This is a genomic window from Thermomonas aquatica, assembly GCF_006337105.1.
Classification (GTDB): domain Bacteria; phylum Pseudomonadota; class Gammaproteobacteria; order Xanthomonadales; family Xanthomonadaceae; genus Thermomonas; species Thermomonas aquatica.
Map to the genome: position 1 here is coordinate 1407641 of NZ_CP040871.1, position 17699 is coordinate 1425339.

The window sequence follows — 17699 nt, forward strand, 5'->3', positions numbered from 1 at the left end:
CGCCGGTTATGCGGTGGCGGTTGGCGCGCCTGGGTCAGAGCACGCCGCGCTTCATCTGGTCGCGCTCGATGCTCTCGAACAGCGCCTGGAAATTGCCTTCGCCGAAACCTTCGTTGCCCTTGCGCTGGATGATCTCGAAGAAGATCGGCCCGAACGCGTTCTGGGTGAAGATCTGCAGCAGCTTGCGCTGGTGCGTTTCCGGGTCTGCATCGATCAGGATCTTGTTCTTCGCGAGGCGCGGCACGTCCTCGCCGTGGTCCGGCACGCGCAGGTCGATCACCTCGAAGTAGGTGTCCGGGGTATCGAGGAATTCGACGCCCGCCGCGCGCATCGCCTCCACCGTCGAATAGATGTCGTCGGTGAACAGCGCGATGTGCTGGATGCCTTCGCCCCGGTAGGCGTCGAGGTATTCGTTGATCTGCGACTTCGGGTCGCTGGATTCGTTGAGCGGGATGCGCACGATGCCGTCCGGCGCGGTCATCGCCTTGCTCACCAGGCCGGTCTTGGCGCCCTTGATGTCGAAGTAGCGGATCTCGCGGAAGTTGAACAACTTCTCGTAGTAGTCCGACCACTTCTGCATGTTGCCGAAGTACAGGTTGTGGGTCAGGTGGTCGATGAAGGTCAGGCCGAAGCCCTGCGGGTCCTGCTGCGCGCCCTCGATGGCGACGTAGTCGGCATAGACGTCGGTCGCGTTGGCGTCGACCAGGTACAGCATGCAGTCGCCGATGCCCTTCACCACCGGCGCGTCGATCGCGCGGGTGTCGGCCTTGGCCTCGATCGCCTCGCCGCCGTTGCCGATCACGGTGGCCAGCACTTCGGCGATCGGCGTGTGGAAGCGGATCGCGAAGCCGCAGGCGGACGGGCCGTGCGCGGCGGCGAAATCGGCGGCGAACGAATCCGGCTGCTCGTTGAGCAGGAAATTCACCCCGCCCTGGCGGTACAGGGTGATCGCGCGGGTCTTGTGGCGCTTGGTCGCGCTGAAGCCCATGCTGCGCAGGTAGGCGTGCATGGCCTCGCCCTGGCCGGCGGGCGCGGCGAATTCGACGAATTCGAAGCCGTCGATCCCCATCGGGTTCTCGAACGTGGTGACTTGCATGCCAAGATTGGGCTGGGCGCTCATGGGCGGTTCCTCCGGTGGTCGCCCATTATAGTTTCAAATGCAACCATCTCAAGCGGCAGCGCACCGATGACCCGATCCCGCAAACCCAGGCCCGCCGGACACCCCCACGCCGAGCTCGACCTCGAGCATTTCCTGCCGTACCGGCTCAGCGTGCTGTCCAACCGGATCAGTAGCGCGATCGCCCGCGAGTATTCGCAGCGCTTCGCGCTGAGCGTGACCGAATGGCGGGTGATGGCGGTGCTGGGCCGCTACCCCGGCCTGTCCGCCAGCAAGGTCGCGCTGCGCACGGCGATGGACAAGGTGGCGGTCAGCCGCGCGGTGGCGCGCCTGCTGGACGCGGGCCGGATCGAGCGCGAGTTCGACGACGACGACCGCCGCCGCTCGGTGCTGCGCCTGTCCGAAGCCGGCTACGCGGTGTACGACGAGGTCGCGCCCTTGGCGCTCGACTTCGAGCGCCACGTACTGGGCGGCATGCCGGCGGAGGAACGCGACCTGCTGTTCCGCCTGCTGGACCGGCTGGACGAACTGGAACTGCGCGCCGAAGTGGATACCGCGCACGACTGAGCCGCGCGGCTCAGTCTCCGCAGCGGCGGTAGTCGAAGGGGATCCGCATCTCCCTGCCGTCGCGGCCGGGGCCGGCGATCGACGCCTTCAACGCCTCGCCCTCGCGCCGGTATTCGATCCGGTTGGGGAAATCGTGCGCGGCGTTGGCGAAGCGCACCCAGCCGTCGCCGCGCTCGACGATCGCGAACAGCGTCGGCGGCACGCCATTGGGCTGCACATGGAAGCCAGCGCCCGCGCCCGCCGGCACGATCCGCATGAACTCGTACGACTCGGTCTTGCCGCCACGCACCGTGCGCGACATGCCCAGCAGCGCACCGCCGGCTTCCGGCAACCACACCTCGTCGACCTGGCGGCCATCGTCGCTGCTGCACCAGTGCCCCGCCAGCCAGTCGAACCCGGGCCCCGCGGCCACGGCCGCATTCGCGCACAGGCCCAGGCCGATGCCCAGCAATGCTTGTTCCAGTCGCATGTCGCGTCTCCGTTGGTGGATGCCGGCACGCTAGTGCGGGTCGCGCGGCGAAGCTTGTAAAAACGCGCAGCGCGCGGTTGGATGCCGCGCATGGAGTACGTCGAGCATCCCGCCCCGCAAGACCTGCGCCGGCACCTGCAATGCCTGTGGGTGCTGCGCGACGACGCGCCCGGCGACGAGGTGCAGGTCGTGTACCCCGATGGCCGTTGCGAACTGCTGGCCGAACTCGGCGTGCCGCTGCGCTTCCACGGCGCGGATGGCGCGATCCGCGCCGACCAGGCGTTCTGCTTCGCCGCGCAGCAACGCGGTCCGATCCGCCTGCAGGCGACGGGCGCGGTGCACTGCATCGGCTTGCGGTTGATGCCGGCCTGCAGCGGCTTGATCGCGGGCGCGCGCTTGCCCGGGCTGCGCGACCACGCGCCGGACCTGCACGCACTGGACCCCGCATTCGCCCGCGCCTTCGAACAGGCGGCGCGTGCAAGCGCGACGACGGATTCCCCGGAACCGTTGTGGGGACTGCTGCGTCCGCGCTGCGCCGCGTTCGCGCCCGATGCGTTGATCGAACGCGCGGCGGCAACCCTCGATGCCGCCGAAGGCGACTTGCGCATCGCCGACCTGGCGACACGACTCGGCATCGGCGTGCGCACGCTGCAGACGCGATTCCTCGCTGCAGTCGGAATGACGCCGAAGGAGTACGCGCGCGTGCGCCGCCTGCAGGCGCTGTTGGCCACGCTCGACACGGAAGATGCAGGCATCGCCGATGCCGCCGCCCGCCACGGCTACAGCGACCAGGCCCACGCCACCCACGACCTGCTGCGCTGGACCGGCAGCACGCCGGCGCGATTGGTGCGCGCCCTGCGCGGCGATCGCAACGGCGATGACACGCTGCGGCTCGCCGCCGCCTTCGTGCGCGGCCATTCGGATCGCTAGCGTTCGCCGCAAACGAAAACGGCGCCCTCGGGCGCCGTTTCCGCATCGTCGAGCCGCTTATTTCACGCCGTGCATCAGGCGCTGGATCAGCGGCGCGATCACGAACAGCGCGACGCCGCCGACCATCAGGATCCAGAAACCCTGGGTATAGCTGGCCAGCGCCGAATCGGTGGTCATGCCGGTCTCGCCGCTGGCGTGGCTGGCGAAGATGCCGGACAGGTTGTTGCCGATGCCGGTGGACAGGAACCAGCCGCCCATGCCGAAACCGACCAGACGCACCGGGGCCAGCTTGGTGGTCATCGACAGGCCGATCGGCGACAGGCACAGCTCGCCCACCGACTGGATCACGTAGACCATGAACAGCGTCCAGAACGGGATCTTGCCGGCCACCACCATGCCCGATAGCGCCGCCATCAGCAGCAGGAAGGCCAGGCCGTTGAAGATGATGCCGATGCCGAACTTGCGCGGGATCGACGGGTTGTAGCGGCCCATCCTGATCCAGGTCCAGGCCACCACCGGGGCCAGGGTGATGATCGCCAGCGAGTTGACCGACTGGAACCAGCCCACCGGGAAGATCCAGCCGCCGAAGTCGCGGTTGACGATCTGCTCGGCGAGGAAGTTGAACGAGCTGCCGGCCTGCTCGAAGAAGCACCAGAACAGGATGTTGAAGGTGAAGATGATCAGCATCGCGATCGCGCGGTCGCGCGCGACCTGGCCCTCGCGGATGCCTTCCATCAACAGCATCCCGCACAGCAGCAGGAACAGCGCGGTCAGCACCACCTGCAGCTTGGCCGCGTCGATCGCCAGCAGGAAGTAGTAGACCGGCACCGAGACCAGGCAGAACAGCAGCACGTACAGCACCTTCTGCTTGCCGCCGTCGCCCTCGAGCGGGCGGCCGATGCCGCCCAGCTGGCGGCGGCCGAACCAGAACCACACCAGGCTGATCAGCATGCCGATGCCGGAGGTGATGAACACGATCTTGTAGGTCGGCATGTCCGGGGTGCCGCCGAACATGTTCTCGGCCATCCAGCCGGTCAGCAGCGGGGCGAACATCGCGCCCAGGTTGATGCCCATGTAGAACAGGGTGAAGCCGGAATCGCGGCGCTCGTCGCCCTGTGCGTACAGCTTGCCGACCATGGTCGAGATGTTCGGCTTGAACAGGCCGTTGCCCGCGATCACCGTGGCCAGGCCGATCTTGAAGATCGTCTCGTCCGGCCACGCGATCATGAACAGGCCGGCCGACATCACCACCGCGCCGAGCAGGATCGAACGCTGGTAGCCGATGATCCGGTCCGCGATGTAGCCGCCGAAGATCGCCGCCGCGTACACCAGCGCCAGGTAGGCGCCGTAGATGCGGCTGGCCGGCGCCTGGCCCTCGCCGCCGCCGGCGTAGAACTGCTGCACGATGTACAGCGTCAGCGCCCAGCGGATGCCGTAGAACGCGAAGCGTTCCCAGAACTCGGTCATGAACAGCATCCACAACGGACGCGGATGGCCCATCACCTGCTTGAATTCCGGGATCGGGCCCGGCGTCGAAGTTGCGGCACCGCTCATGCGGTTTCCCCCGTCTCTGGTTCGTTGAAAGGAAGTCGGAACGCGCACCGCGCCGGGCGCGGAACCGGGGGAGGATCACCGACCGGGCGCAGCCACGTCAAACCGCGCGCATTCAGGACAAGCTGCTGCGATGCAGCAGCGGCGCGGCTCAGGGCCCGGCGGGAGCGCCGTAATCGCGGCCCGGGCCGATCGCGGTGCGGACTTCGAACAGTTCCGGGAAGAAGCTCAGCTCCAGCGCCTTGCGCAGGAACGCCACCCCGCTGGAACCGCCGGTGCCGGGCTTGAAGCCGATGATCCGCTGCACCGTGCGCATGTGGCGGAAGCGCCACAGCTGGAACTGGGTCTCGAGGTCGACCAGGTCCTCGCAGAGGGCGTATTCGCGCCAGTAGCGGCCGGTGTCCTCGTAGATGCGCTCGAACACGCCCACCAGCCGCGGATCCAGCACATGCGGCTGCGACCAGTCGCGCAGCAGGTGGTCGGCGGTGACCGGGTGGCCCCAGCGCGCGAGGTAGGCGAGGAATTCGTCGTACAGGCTGGGCGCGCGCAGCACCGACTCCAGCGCGGCATGGCCGGCCGCATCGTGCGCGAACACCTTCAGCATCGCCGCGTTCTTGTTGCCCATCAGGAATTCGACGGTGCGGTACTGCAGCGACTGGAACCCGGACGAGGGGCCGAGGATGTCGCGGAATTCCATGTATTCGGACGGGGTCAGCGTCTCCAGCACCGACCATTGCGCGGTCAGCTGGTCCAGCACCCGCTTGCAGCGGGCCACCACCTTGCCGAACTGCCAGACCCGGTCGTTGCGCAGGTGGCCGACCGCGGCGGTCAGTTCGTGGATCAGCAGCTTCAGCCACAGCTCGCTGGTCTGGTGCTGGATGATGAACAGCATCTCGTCGTGGTGCGGCGGGTTCGACAAGGGCCGCTGCGCCGACAGCAAGGTCGGCAGTTGCAGGTAGCCGCCATAGGTCAGCCGCCCATTCAGGTCGGTGTGGATGCCGGATTCGAGGTCGCGCTGGTTGTTTTCGATGGCCATGCGCGGATTTTCGCATGGTGGCCGGCCTCCCGCCCCATCGCCACGCAACCGTCACGGAAATGCAGCACAATCGCGGGACGCGAGCCGGGGGCCGGTTCGCGGCAACTTGGGGAACCACGATGAAACGACTTCTGCAGCGCCTGGCGCTGATGGGCTTGGCCTTGTCCGCGCCGTTCGCGGTGCAGGCGCAGGCCAACCTGACCGGCGGCACCTACTCCCAGAATTTCGACACGCTGTCGAACACCGCCGGCAGCACGACCAATACCGCGTTCCCGATCGGTTGGCAGATGACCGAGACCGGCGGCGGCGCGCGCGACAACGAGCAATACGCGGTCGATACCGGCAGCAGCAACACCGGCGACACCTACAGCTACGGCGCAGCAGGCAGCACCGACCGCGCCTTCGGCGGCCTGCGCAGCGGCAGCCTGGTCCCGGTGTTCGGCGCCTGCTTCACGAATGGCACCGGCGCCGCCCTGAGCAGCTTCGCGGTGGCCTACACCGGCGAGCAGTGGCGCCTCGGTACCACCGGGCGCGCCGACCGCATCGACTTCCAGTACAGCCTCAACGCGACCTCGCTGACCACCGGCACCTGGACCGACGTCGACGCGCTGGATTTCAGCAGTCCCGACACCGGCACCATCGGCGTGAAGAACGGCAACGGCGCCGCCAACCGCACGGCGATCAGCAGCACCGTCAGCAGCGTGTCGATCGCCAACGGCGCGACCTTCTGCGTGCGCTGGAACGATGTCGATGCCACCGGCGCCGACGACGGCCTGGCCGTCGACGACTTCTCGATCACCGTCGCCGGTGCGCCCCTGCCGTCGCTGTCGATCAACGACGTCACCGCGGACGAAGGCAACAGCGGCACCACCAACTTCACCTTCACCATCGCGCTCAGCGCGGCCGCGGCGGCCAACGTCACCGTCGATTACGCCACCAGCAGCGACTCGGCCACCTCGGGCGTCGATTTCACCGCGACCAGCGGCACCGCGACGATCACCGCCGGCAGCACCAGCACGACGATCACCGTGCCCGTGCTCGGCGACACCGCGCTGGAGATCAACGAGACCTTCCTGGTCGCCCTGAGCAATCCGTCGGCCAATGCCAGCATCGCCGACGCCAGCGGCACCGGCACCATCAGCAACGACGACATCGTCATCACCGCCATCCACGACATCCAGGGCAACGGCGAACTGTCGCCGATGAACGGACAACTGGTGATGGCCGAAGGCGTGGTCACCGCCAAGCGCGGCAACGGCTTCTTCCTGCAAGCGGCCGATGCCGACGTCGACGCCGACCCCGCCACCTCGGAAGGCATCTTCGTGTTCACCTCGGCGGTGCCGGGCATGGTCAACGTGGGCGACCGCGCCCGCGTCACCGCCACCGTCAGCGAGTTCTCCGGCAGCAGCGCCACCCCGACCACCGAGCTGGTGTCGCCCAGCGTCGGCGTGCTGACGACCGGCAACCCGCTGCCGGCGGCCTTCGAGATCCCGGCCACCCTGGCCGCACCCGACAGCCTGCCTTCCACCCTTGAGCGCCTGGAAGGCATGCGCGTCAGCGTCGCCTCGGGCGTGGTCACCGCGCAGACCGACGGCAACATCAACGAAGCCAGCGCCACCTCCAGCGACTCCAACAGCGCGTTCGAGTTCGTGGTCGCCGGCGTGCCGCGCCCGCTGCGCGAAGAAGGCCTGAGCATCCTCGATCCGTTCCCGGTGCCGCCGGCGAAGCAGGCCACCATCCCCTACTTCGACGCGAACCAGGAGCGCATCAAGGCGTTCCCGCTGGCCGGCACCCGCCTGGTCGCGGACGCCGGCGCCACGGTCACCAACCTGGCCGGCGTGCTGACCTACTTCGGCGATTCCTGGGAACTGCTGTACGACCTCGCCAACCCGCCGGTGATCGGCACCGCCACCGCGTCCGCGGTCAGCACCGCCGGCGCCAACGACATCACCGTCGGCGGCTTCAACCTGCAGCGCTTCTTCGACACCGTCAACGATCCGGCCATCGGCGAACCGGTACTGACTCCCGCCGCCTTCGCCAACCGCCTGGCCAAGACCGGCGCGGCGATCTGCGACTGGGTGAAGGCGCCGGACATCCTGGGCGTGGTCGAAGTCGAGAACCTCGCCACCCTCACCGAGCTCGCCAACTACATCAACGGCAACTGCGCCAGCGCCCCGGCCTACGCGCCGTACCTGATCGAAGGCAACGACGTCGGCGGCATCGACGTGGGCTTCCTGCTCAGCACCCGCGCGGTGCGCACCGGCGTGTCGCGGGTGGCGGTGACTTCGATCGCCCAGGTCGGCAAGGACACCCGCTACGGCACCACCCCGCTGGGCTGCAACCCGGCCGACGCGGGCTGCACCTCGTCGCTGCTGAACGACCGTCCGTCGCTGGTGCTGCGCGCCGCGGTGAACTTCACCGACGGCCGCCGCTATCCGCTGACCGTGATCATCAACCACCTGCGCTCGCTGAACGGCAACGACGATCCGGCCGACGGCCGCGTGCGCTACAAGCGCGCCGAGCAGGCGATGTTCCTCGGCAACGTGATCGACGGCCTGCAGACCGCCAACCCGAGCGAGAAGATCGTGCTGGTCGGCGACTTCAACGCCTTCCCGTTCAACGACGGCTACGTCGATTCGATGGGCATCATCACCGGCAACGCCGCGCCCGAAGACCAGGTCATCGAGTACCGCACCAGCCCGGTGGCGACCCCGCTGGTGTTGGGCGACGAACTGGTGGCCGATCCCGCCCAGCGCTATTCCTACGTGTTCGAAGGCAATGCACAGACCCTGGACCACGCGGTGGTGAACGAAGCCCTGGTCAACGACCCGGCGGTCACCGGGCTCAGCGTCGAGCACGCGCGCATCAACGCGGACTTCCGCGTGGCCCACTACGGCGAGTTCTCCCTGCCGTACACCGCGCTGAACCCGCCGCTGCGCGTGTCCGACCACGATCCGGTGCGCCTGACCATCGGCGTGGTGCGCCCGCTCAGCGCCGACCTGTCGCTGGCATGGACCAGCCGCAACTTCAGCACCCGCGGCGCGTTCAACACGCTCAGCCTGCGCAACAACGCTGGGATCGCGATCGCCGGCGCCCAGGTGCGCATCGACATGGAGATCCCCGCCAATTCGATCGCCACCGTCGGCGCGCCGTCTGGCTGGAGCTGCCAGCGCCTCGGCGATGCCTCGTTCCTGTGCACCGCCGGCAAGCCGATCCCGGCCGGGGCCACCCTGTCCTTCACCGTCGACGTCCGCCCGCGGGTCCGTTTCGCCAGCACCGACGTCATCCGCCTGAAGGCGCAGGCGACCGTGCTGTCCGACCCGATCTCCGGCGACAACAGCGTGGAACTCGTGCTGCCCTGATCGCTCGATCCGGAGGCACCCCGAAGGCGCGGCTCCGGCCGCGCCTTCTTTTTTGCCCGACATCCGCAACCGCCGCCGGCAGACCGTCGCCGGCGCGCCGTCCGGCGATGCGCCTGGCGTTTTTTTGCAGCGCGCAACGGCCGATTAACCCGCCGACCGTATCATCCGCAACATTCGCAGACGCGGGAACACGCATGACCCTGGCGGCCAGTTTCGAGATCGAATACCTGCAATACCTCAAGCCGGACGGCACCCTGGCCGCCCCGCTTCCTGCGGCCGTGCCCAATGCCGAAGCGCTGTTGCCGCTGTTCAAGCAGATGCTGTTCGTGCGCACCTTCGACAGCAAGGCGATCGCCCTACAGCGCACCGGCAAGCTCGGCACCTACGCCGCCTGCCTGGGCCACGAGGCCACCCACGTCGGCATCGGCGCCTCGATGCAGCCGGAAGACGTGTTCGCGCCCAGCTACCGCGAGTACGGCGCGCAGTTCATGCGCGGCGTGCGCCCGCGCGAGGTGCTGCTGTACTGGGGCGGCGACGAGCGCGGCAACGATTTCGAAGGCCCGCGCAACGACTACCCGTGGTGCGTGCCGATCTCCACCCAATGCCTGATGGCCGCAGGCGCCGCGCTGGCGTTCAAGCTGCGCGGCGAAAAACGCGTCGCGGTGGCGACCTGCGGCGACGGCGGCTCGTCGAAGACCGATTTCTACGCCGCGGTGAATTCCGCCGGCGCGTACTCGTTGCCGGTGGTGCTGTGCGTGATCAACAACGGCTGGGCGATCAGTGTGCCGCGCAAGGCGCAGACCGGCGCGCAGACGCTGGCGCAGAAGGGCCTGGCCGGCGGCCTGGCCTGCCTGCAGGTGGACGGCAACGACCTGGTCGCGGTACTGGAAGCGATGCGCCGCGCGCACGAACGCGCGCGCAACGGCGAGGGCGGCAGCGTGATCGAGTTCATGACCTATCGCCTGCACGACCACACCACCGCCGACGATGCGCGCCGTTACCGCGGCGAGGACGAAGTGAAGGCGGCATGGCTGAAGGAACCGTTCCTGCGCCTGCGCAAGTTCCTCACCGACCAGAAGTTGTGGGACGAGGAACAGGAAAAAACTTGGGTGGAAGAGTGCGGCAAGTTGGTCGATGTCGAGATCAATGCCTACCTCGAAACCCCGGTGCAGCCGGTGGAGGCGATGTTCGATTACCTGTACGGCGACATGCCGGCCGAGGTGCTCGCACAACGCGAACAGGCCATCGCCGCGGAGGGCCGGGCATGAGCGAGGCGCAACCGATTGCATTGATCGAGGCGATCACCCAGGCGCTGGCCTATGAATTGCGCAACGACAACAGCGTGGTCGTGCTGGGCGAGGACGTCGGCGTCAACGGCGGCGTGTTCCGCGCCACCGCCGGCCTGTCCGCCACCTTCGGCCCCGAGCGCATCCTCGATACGCCGCTGGACGAGACCACCATCGCCGGCCTCACCGTCGGCATGGCCTCGCAAGGCATGAAGCCCGTCGCCGAGGCGCAGTTCGACGGCTTCATGTACCCGATGGTCGATTTCATCGTCTGCCACGCCGCGCGCATGCGCTACCGCACCCGCGGCCGCCTGACCTGCCCGATGGTGCTGCGCGTGCCGTGGGGCGGCGGCATCCGCGCGCCGGAACATCATTCGGAAGCCAACGAATCCATCTTCACCAACGTGCCGGGGTTGCGCGTGGTGATGCCGTCGTCGCCGCAGCGCGCCTACGGCCTGCTGCTGGCCGCGATCCGCGACCCGGATCCGGTGATCTACATGGAACCCAAGCGCATCTACCGGCAGTACAAGGAACTGGTGCCGGACGATGGCGAGGCGCTGCCGCTGGACGTCTGCTACGTGCTGCGCGACGGCTCCGATGTCACCCTGGTCACGTGGGGCGCGCAGGTCAAGGAAACGCTGGAAGCCGCCGAGAAACTCGCCGCCGACGGCATCAGCGCGGAAGTGATCGACGTCGCCACGCTCAAGCCGCTGGACTTCGCCACCATCGCCGAATCGATCGCCAAGACCGGCCGCTGCGTGATCGTGCACGAAGCGGCGAAGACCGCCGGCTTCGGCGCCGAAGTCGCCGCGCGCTGCGCCGAGGAATGCATGTTCGACCTGGTCGCCCCGGTCGAGCGCGTCACCGGCTACGACACCCACATCCCGCTGTTCCGGCTGGAAATGAAGTACCTGCCGAGCACCGACAAGATCATCGCCGCCGCCAAGCGCGCGATGGCGCATTCGTAAGGACCCCGCATGTCGAAGAAATTCCTGCTCCCCGACCTCGGCGAAGGCCTGCCGGACGCGACCATCGTCGAGTGGTACGTCAAGGAAGGCGACACCATCCGCCTGGACGACAACCTGGTGTCGATGGAAACCGCCAAGGCGGTGGTCGACGTGCCCTCGCCGGTCAGCGGCAAGGTGCTGAAGCTCGCCGGCGCGGCGGGCGACATCATCGTCACCGGCACGATGCTGGCCGAGTTCGAGGTCGATCCCAACCTGCCGCAGCGCGCGGAAGGCCAGGACACCGGCCACCACCACGGCCCGTCGCACGACACACCGAAGCCGGCCGCCGCGCCCGCACCTGCCGCGAAAGCGGACGGCGATGCCGGCACCGTGGTCGGCGCGATGCAGGTCGGCGATGCGGTCGTCACGCAGGCCGCGGTCGCGGTCGGCGGGGTCAAGGCGATGCCGGCGGTGCGCGCGATGGCGCGCAAGCTCGGCGTCGATATCGCCCGCGTCGCGCCCAGCGGCGCCGACGGCACGGTGACGATGGACGACGTGAAGCGCGCCGCGGCCGACGGTTCGGCCAAACCGGGCGCTGCGCCTGCTCGTGCCGGCGCGCAAATCGCGGCCGCACCTGTCGCCGCACCCGCACCCGTCCCCGCATCGCGCAGCACGCTCTCGCAAAGCGGCAAGCCGATGCGCACCCAGCCGCCGGGCGTGGCCGCGACCGGCCAGCCGGAACAACTCAAGGGCGTGCGCCGCAACATGGCCCGCGTCATGGCCGATGCGCACGCGCAGGTGGTGCCGACCACGCTGGTCGATGACGCCGACCTGCACGCCTGGAGCGGTCGCCAGGACATCACCGCACGGCTGGTCCGCGCCATCGTCGCCGCCTGCAAGGCGGTACCCGCGCTCAACGCCTGGTTCGACGGCGCCAACCTCACCCGCACCCTGCACCCGCACGTCGACATCGGCATCGCGGTGGACACCGACGACGGCCTGTTCGTGCCCGCGCTGCGCAATGCCGACATGCTGGATGCCGGCGGCGTGCGCGCCGCGATCAAGCGCCTGCGCGCGCAGGTCGAGGATCGTTCGATCCCCTCCGGCGAACTCAGCGGCTACACCATCTCGCTCAGCAACTTCGGCATGCTCGCCGGCCGCTACGCGACGCCGGTGGTGGTGCCGCCGTGCGTGGCGATCGTCGGTGCCGGCAAGCTGTCGCACGACGTGGTCGCGGTGATGGGCGGCATCGAAGTGCACCGGCGCATGCCGATCTCGCTGACCTTCGACCACCGCGCCTGCACCGGCGGCGAGGCGGCACGCTTCCTCGCCGCGCTGCTGGACGACCTCGCCCAGCCGAGCTGACGATGCTGCGGGCGCTGGTGCCGATGCTGCGGGTGCCGGACGTACCGGCGGCGCTGGCGTGGTACCGCGAGGTGCTCGGCTTCCGCAGCGATGAAGATGGCAGCACAGGCTGGGCCACGCTGCAGCGCGACGGCATCGCGTTGATGCTGTCCGCCTTCAACGCGCACGAAGGCGACGCCGCGCCCGCGTTCACCGGCTCGCTGTACCTGCGCTGCGACGATGTCGACGGCTGGTGGTCGCGGCTGCAGGGCGCCGCGCGCGTCTGCTATCCGATCGAGGATTTCGCTTACGGCATGCGCGAATTCGCGATCTACGACTGCAACGGCTTCCTGCTGCAATTCGGCCAGCCGATCGCCAGGGAGGCTGCGCCATGAGCCATCGCAGCCGCCTGTCCGGCTTCATCAGCGACTGCAAGACCGACGACCTCGATGCCGCCGCCGATTTCTGGGCGCAGGCGCTGGGCTGCCGCATCGCCGACCGCGCTGCCGGCGACGAGACCGCGGAATACCAGATGCTCGGCGACACGCCCGGCGACCTGCACATCGAAGTGCAGAAGGTCGAGCATCCGTCGCGCGTGCACCTCGACATCGAGGCGGACGACATCGATGCCGAAGCGGATCGCCTGCAGAGACTCGGGGCGAGGAAGATCGCCTTCGTGAAGCGCTGGTGGGTGATGGAAGCGCCGACCGGGCAGCGCTTCTGCGTGGTCAGGATGAAATATCCCGAGCGCGGCGCGGCGCCGAAGACCTGGGATTGATCAGGCGCTCGCCAGCAGCTTGCGGCGCAGGAAGAACGCCGTCGTGAGCACCGCCAGGAACACGCCGTAACCGACCGAAGTCGCCAGGATCTGCGGCCACAGCTGGCCGTGGCTGCGGTCGGCGAAACCGAAGCTCCAGTACAGGCTGGCCAGGCAGGCCGCAAACGCCAGCAGCAAGGCGGCCGAATCGAAGCGCGCGCGCGCGACGTTGCGCGGCTGGCGCGGATACAGCCAGTACAACGCGGCCAGGATCAGGAACCACGGCGCGAACAGGACCAGCGCCAGCGCGGGCATCGCGGCGACGTTGTTCACGCCTTGCCGGCCTCGCCTTCCAGCTGCGCGGCGACGAAGGCGGCCAGCGCCGCATTCACGTCCTCGTCGGTCACGCCCTCGCCGAGCGAGAAATCGCTGGCGCCGTCGCCGATTTCGCCCGACTTGATCGCGGCGATGCGCTGGCCGGCGTCGCGCGGCGAGGCGAAGCCCACGCTCTGCAGCAAAACGCGCTCGCCCTGCACCAGCTTGAAATAGAACTTGCCGTCGGCGTCGCGGTATTGCTTGAACGCAGGCAACGTGGCGTCCGCCGCTTTCTTCGCCGACTTCGCTTCGACGGTCGCGGCCTGCGACAGGTCGCGCAGGCCCACCGCCTCACGCAGGCGCAGCAGCGCCGGCGTTGCGTGCGCGGCACGCAGGCGCGCGGCGCCGTCGCGCAGGATCGCCTCGATCTCGTCCGGCTTCGCCATCAGCGCCTCGTACTTCTCGCGCAGCGGCGCGACTTCGGCATCGATGCGCTCGAACAACTGCTGCTTGGCATCGCCCCAGCCGATGCCGTCGGCGAACGCCTGCGCGAACGCCGCGGTCTGTTCCTTGCTGGCGAACGCCTGGTAAAACTGGAACAGCGCCGAACCTTCGGTGTCCTTCGGCTCGCCCGGCATGCGCGAGTCGGTGAGGATGCCGGCGATCAGCTTCTTCAGTTCCGCACGCGGCGCGAACATCGGGATGGTGTTGTCGTAGCTCTTGCTCATCTTGCGTCCGTCGAGGCCGGGCAAGGTCGCAACAAAGTCGTCCACCGCCGCTTCCGGCAGCACGAAATATTCGTCGCCATAAACGTGGTTGAAGCGCTGGCCGAAGTCGCGCGCCATCTCGATGTGCTGCACCTGGTCGCGGCCGACCGGCACCTTGTGCGCGTTGAACAGCAGGATGTCGGCGGCCATCAGCACCGGGTACATGAACAGCCCGGCGGTGATGCCGGCATCGTCGTCCTCGCCCTCGGCACGGTTCTTGTCCACCGCCGCCTTGTAGGCATGCGCGCGGTTGAGGATGCCCTTGCCGGCCACGCAGGTCAGCAGCCAGGTCAGCTCCGGGATCTCCGGCACGTCCGACTGCCGGTAGAACCAGACCTTGTCGGGATCGAGCCCGCAGGCCAGCCAGGCCGCGGCGATCTCCAGCGTCGAACGCTGGGTGCGCGCCGGATCCTGCGCCTTGATCAGGCTGTGGTAGTCGGCGAGGAAGTAGAAGCTCTCCGCGTCCGGCGCGCGCGAGGCGGCAATCGCCGGGCGGATGGCGCCGACGTAGTTGCCGAGGTGCGGGGTGCCGGAGGTGGTGATGCCGGTGAGGACGCGGGTCTTGCTCATGCGGGGTGCTGGCGATTCATGCGGCGCACAGTTTAACCGGGCCGTCGTCAACCCCGTCCCGCGGCGACGCGCGTTCGCATCCGGCAAGCCCCGCGCCCCGCGCGCATCCACCGGAGAGCCGCCATGCCCATCACCGCCAAGTTCGGCCGCGTCCTGCTAAGCCTCGCCATCGCCGCCACCGTCGCCTGCTCGATGCCATCGTCGGCCAGCGACCTCGTCGAAATGGACGTCATCGACCGCGACAACGGCCAATGGCTGCCCGAATACCGCCATCGCGGCCAGGACTGGATCGCCGGGGTGCCCGGGCATCGCTATGCGGTGCGCCTGACCAATACCACTGGCCAGCGCGTGCTGGTGGTGCTGTCGGTCGATGGCGTGAATGCCGTCACCGGCCAGACCGCCGCGCCTTCGCAGGCCGGTTACGTGCTGGAGCCGTGGGAAACCGCGGAGATCGCCGGCTGGCGCAAGTCGCTGGACGACGTCGCCCAGTTCCTGTTCACCGACCTGCCGGACAGTTATGCCGCGCGCACCGGGCGGCCGGACGATGTCGGCGTGATCGGCATCGCCGTGTTCCGCGAGCGGCAGCTGCGGCCGCTGTATTCGCCGATGCCCTCGCCGCCGGTCGCGTCAGGCCGTGCGCGCGAGCAGGCCGCATCGAAAGCCGCGGCACCGGCGGCGGCGGACAGCGCGATGGCGGAATCCGCCCCGCAGCGCCTCGGCACCGGCCACGGCCAGCGCGAATGGGCGCCGGTCGGGCAGACCGAATTCGTGCGCGCATCGCGCAGCCCGCAACAGCTCAGCCAGTTGCGCTATGACGATGCCGACACCCTGGCCGCGATCGGCGTGCTGACGCGGCCGTACACGCCGTATGCGCGCACCGCGCCGCGCGCGTTCCCGGAAGGCTTCGTCGCCGATCCGCCGAACCGCTGGTGAGCGCATCGGGCGCTGCAAAACGCAACGGGCCAGGTGTCCCTGGCCCGTTGTTCACGCGTGTCGGCGGCGCGCGCCGGTCAGCACTTGGCGTCCTTGCAGTCCTGCGCCTTCTCTTCGACCTTCTCGCCGACCTTCTGCACGTCCTTGCCCATGCCGGCGATGGTGTTGCAACCCACCAGCGCGACCATGCAGGCCAGCACCATCACGCTCCACGTACCCTTGCGCAACATCGGACGTTCTCCCGGGAAGACTGCGCCAGAGCTTAGCGAGCGGCCCCATGCGGCGCAAACGCGGACCCGGGAAACGAAGCGGGCCGGGATCGCTCCCGGCCCGCAGGCATCCCTGCCTCGCTCCCTCCGTGTCCTGGCGAACGCGCGGCTAGGGCATCAGCACTTGGCGTCCTTGCAGTCCTCGGCCTTTTCCTCGACCTTCTCGCCGACCTTCTGCACGTCCTTGCCGGCACCGGCCATGGTGTTGCAGGCGGTCAGGTGGGTCATCGAGAACGCGGCGAGCAGCAGCAAAGCGAACAGGCGTTTCATGGGGATTCCTCGCATGTGGGGATTCGGCCGGGATCGACGATGCCGATCCACGCGGACGATGAAACCCCATCCAGCCGTGAAGCCGGCGTGGACTGCGTGCGGATTTGCGGAACCGCAGGTGAACCGGCCGCCCCGTTCAGGCGGCGGTGCACTCAATCGCGCATCAAGGTGGACTTGCCGAACAGGCTTTCCACCAGGTCCACCGCGAGCCTGGCGGTGGCGTTGCGCTTGTCCAATGCGGGGTTCACTTCGACTAGGTCGAGCGAGCCCATGCAGCCGGTATCGGCCACCATTTCCATGATCAGCTGGGCTTCGCGGTAGTTGATGCCGCCGGGCACGCGGGTGCCGGTGCCGGGCGCGATGCTCGGATCCAGCATGTCCACGTCGAAGCTGACGTGCAGGTGGGTGTCGGCATCCACGCCTTCCAGCGCCTCCTCCATCGCCCGGCGCATGCCGACTTCGTCGATGTAGCGCATGTCGTAGATGTCGAGGCCGTGTTCCTGCACCAGCTTCTTCTCGCCCGGATCCACCGAACGGATGCCGATCTGCCGCACCTGGTCGGGGGTGATCGCCGGCACGTGGCCCGCCATGGTGGTCAGCGGCTCCGGGCCGAGGCCGCACAGGCAGGCCACCGGCATGCCGTGGATGTTGCCGGAGGGGGTGATCTCGCGGGTGTTGAAGTCGGCGTGCGCGTCCAGCCACAGCACGCGCAGCTTCTTGCCGGTGGCGCGGCAATGCGCGGCGACCGCGGCGATCGAACCGATGCCCAGGCAGTGGTCGCCGCCGAGCAGGATCGGCATGCGCCCGGCCTGCAGTTCGCGCGTGCTCATCTCGAACACGGCGCGGTTCCAGGCCACGACTTCCTCGAGATGGCGATAGCCGTCGACCGGCGGGCTGGTCGGGTTGCGCGGGCCGTGCACGTCGCCGAGGTCGCGCACGTCGATGCCGCGGTCGGCGATCGCCTCGACCAGGCCGGCCACCCGCAGCGCTTCCGGCCCCATCGACACGCCCCGGCGCGAGGCGCCGATGTCGGTGGGCACGCCGAACACGGACACGGGCGGGTAACTGCGGCTCATCGGCGGGTCTCGAAGTGGTGCCGCTTGTCCGAATCGAACGGACGACCTACCGCTTACAAGGCGGTTGCTCTACCTGCTGAGCTAAAGCGGCGCAGGCAGCCATTCTAGCGACTGTGCCGGACCGGTCATAACC

General features: G+C 68.5%; 18 protein-coding genes and 1 tRNA gene. 9 read left to right on the top strand and 10 right to left on the bottom strand.

Annotated features, from left to right (window positions below):
* Positions 1–34 precede the first annotated feature (34 nt).
* The gene (hppD, locus tag FHQ07_RS06785) at positions 35–1120 is read right to left on the bottom strand and encodes a 4-hydroxyphenylpyruvate dioxygenase (protein ID WP_139716095.1); all 1086 of its coding nucleotides are present in this window, start codon (positions 1118–1120) and stop codon (positions 35–37) included.
* A gap of 66 nt (positions 1121–1186) precedes the next feature.
* On the opposite strand from hppD, the gene FHQ07_RS06790 reads away from it, so the two are divergent.
* A complete protein-coding gene (locus FHQ07_RS06790) occupies positions 1187–1684 on the top strand; it encodes a MarR family winged helix-turn-helix transcriptional regulator (protein ID WP_139716096.1) in 498 nt (165 codons plus the stop codon).
* Positions 1685–1694: 10 nt separating this feature from the next.
* On the opposite strand, the gene FHQ07_RS06795 is transcribed toward FHQ07_RS06790, so the two are convergent.
* Positions 1695–2153: a DUF6265 family protein gene (locus FHQ07_RS06795; RefSeq protein WP_139716097.1), complete on the bottom strand. Its 459-nt coding sequence runs from the start codon at positions 2151–2153 to the stop codon at positions 1695–1697.
* Between the two features lie 90 nt (positions 2154–2243).
* Between FHQ07_RS06795 and FHQ07_RS06800 the strand changes: the two genes are divergently transcribed.
* Positions 2244–3083, top strand: coding sequence for a helix-turn-helix domain-containing protein (locus FHQ07_RS06800; RefSeq protein ID WP_139716098.1), 840 nt, complete (start codon positions 2244–2246; stop codon positions 3081–3083).
* A 57-nt stretch (positions 3084–3140) separates the two neighbouring features.
* Here the strand turns inward: FHQ07_RS06800 and FHQ07_RS06805 are convergent, their stop codons facing one another.
* On the bottom strand, positions 3141–4637 hold the full coding sequence (locus FHQ07_RS06805) for a peptide MFS transporter (protein ID WP_139716099.1): 1497 nt from the start codon (positions 4635–4637) through the stop codon (positions 3141–3143).
* A gap of 148 nt (positions 4638–4785) precedes the next feature.
* Positions 4786–5670 carry a tryptophan 2,3-dioxygenase gene (locus tag FHQ07_RS06810; RefSeq protein ID WP_139716100.1) on the bottom strand — a complete coding sequence of 295 codons (885 nt, stop codon included), beginning with the start codon at positions 5668–5670 and terminating at the stop codon, positions 4786–4788.
* Between the two features lie 119 nt (positions 5671–5789).
* Here FHQ07_RS06810 and FHQ07_RS06815 point away from each other — a divergent pair, with 119 nt between their 5' ends.
* The 6 genes from FHQ07_RS06815 to FHQ07_RS06840 all read left to right on the top strand — a co-directional run bounded on the left by FHQ07_RS06815 (position 5790) and on the right by FHQ07_RS06840 (position 13387).
* Complete coding sequence (locus FHQ07_RS06815; protein WP_168191493.1) at positions 5790–9032, top strand: Calx-beta domain-containing protein; 3243 nt, start codon at positions 5790–5792, stop codon at positions 9030–9032.
* A gap of 194 nt (positions 9033–9226) precedes the next feature.
* Positions 9227–10300 carry a pyruvate dehydrogenase (acetyl-transferring) E1 component subunit alpha gene (pdhA, locus tag FHQ07_RS06820; RefSeq protein WP_139716102.1) on the top strand — a complete coding sequence of 358 codons (1074 nt, stop codon included), beginning with the start codon at positions 9227–9229 and terminating at the stop codon, positions 10298–10300.
* On the top strand, positions 10297–11286 hold the full coding sequence (locus tag FHQ07_RS06825) for an alpha-ketoacid dehydrogenase subunit beta (protein WP_139716103.1): 990 nt from the start codon (positions 10297–10299) through the stop codon (positions 11284–11286). The genes pdhA and FHQ07_RS06825 overlap by 4 nt, the downstream gene beginning before the upstream one ends.
* 9 nt (positions 11287–11295) lie before the next feature.
* A complete protein-coding gene (locus FHQ07_RS06830) occupies positions 11296–12630 on the top strand; it encodes a dihydrolipoamide acetyltransferase family protein (RefSeq protein WP_139716104.1) in 1335 nt (444 codons plus the stop codon).
* Between the two features lie 2 nt (positions 12631–12632).
* The gene (locus tag FHQ07_RS06835; protein ID WP_139716105.1) at positions 12633–13004 is read left to right on the top strand and encodes a VOC family protein; all 372 of its coding nucleotides are present in this window, start codon (positions 12633–12635) and stop codon (positions 13002–13004) included.
* On the top strand, positions 13001–13387 hold the full coding sequence (locus FHQ07_RS06840; protein WP_139716106.1) for a VOC family protein: 387 nt from the start codon (positions 13001–13003) through the stop codon (positions 13385–13387). Before FHQ07_RS06835 ends, FHQ07_RS06840 begins: the two co-directional genes overlap by 4 nt.
* Here the strand turns inward: FHQ07_RS06840 and FHQ07_RS06845 are convergent, their stop codons facing one another.
* Positions 13388–13699, bottom strand: a complete 312-nt coding sequence (locus FHQ07_RS06845) for a hypothetical protein (RefSeq protein WP_338419636.1) — start codon at positions 13697–13699, stop codon at positions 13388–13390.
* Positions 13696–15018, bottom strand: coding sequence for a tryptophan--tRNA ligase (locus tag FHQ07_RS06850; RefSeq protein WP_139716107.1), 1323 nt, complete (start codon positions 15016–15018; stop codon positions 13696–13698). Before FHQ07_RS06850 ends, FHQ07_RS06845 begins: the two co-directional genes overlap by 4 nt.
* A gap of 123 nt (positions 15019–15141) precedes the next feature.
* Here FHQ07_RS06850 and FHQ07_RS06855 point away from each other — a divergent pair, with 123 nt between their 5' ends.
* Positions 15142–15951: a hypothetical protein gene (locus tag FHQ07_RS06855; protein WP_240703565.1), complete on the top strand. Its 810-nt coding sequence runs from the start codon at positions 15142–15144 to the stop codon at positions 15949–15951.
* A 77-nt stretch (positions 15952–16028) separates the two neighbouring features.
* On the opposite strand, the gene FHQ07_RS06860 is transcribed toward FHQ07_RS06855, so the two are convergent.
* The 4 genes from FHQ07_RS06860 to FHQ07_RS06875 all read right to left on the bottom strand — a co-directional run bounded on the left by FHQ07_RS06860 (position 16029) and on the right by FHQ07_RS06875 (position 17657).
* The gene (locus FHQ07_RS06860) at positions 16029–16154 is read right to left on the bottom strand and encodes an entericidin A/B family lipoprotein (RefSeq protein ID WP_240703591.1); all 126 of its coding nucleotides are present in this window, start codon (positions 16152–16154) and stop codon (positions 16029–16031) included.
* A 183-nt stretch (positions 16155–16337) separates the two neighbouring features.
* Positions 16338–16490 carry an entericidin A/B family lipoprotein gene (locus FHQ07_RS06865; RefSeq protein WP_139716109.1) on the bottom strand — a complete coding sequence of 51 codons (153 nt, stop codon included), beginning with the start codon at positions 16488–16490 and terminating at the stop codon, positions 16338–16340.
* Positions 16491–16642: 152 nt separating this feature from the next.
* On the bottom strand, positions 16643–17566 hold the full coding sequence (rocF, locus tag FHQ07_RS06870; protein ID WP_139716110.1) for an arginase: 924 nt from the start codon (positions 17564–17566) through the stop codon (positions 16643–16645).
* Positions 17567–17581: 15 nt separating this feature from the next.
* Positions 17582–17657, bottom strand: a tRNA-Thr gene (locus tag FHQ07_RS06875).
* Positions 17658–17699: the final 42 nt, after the last annotated feature.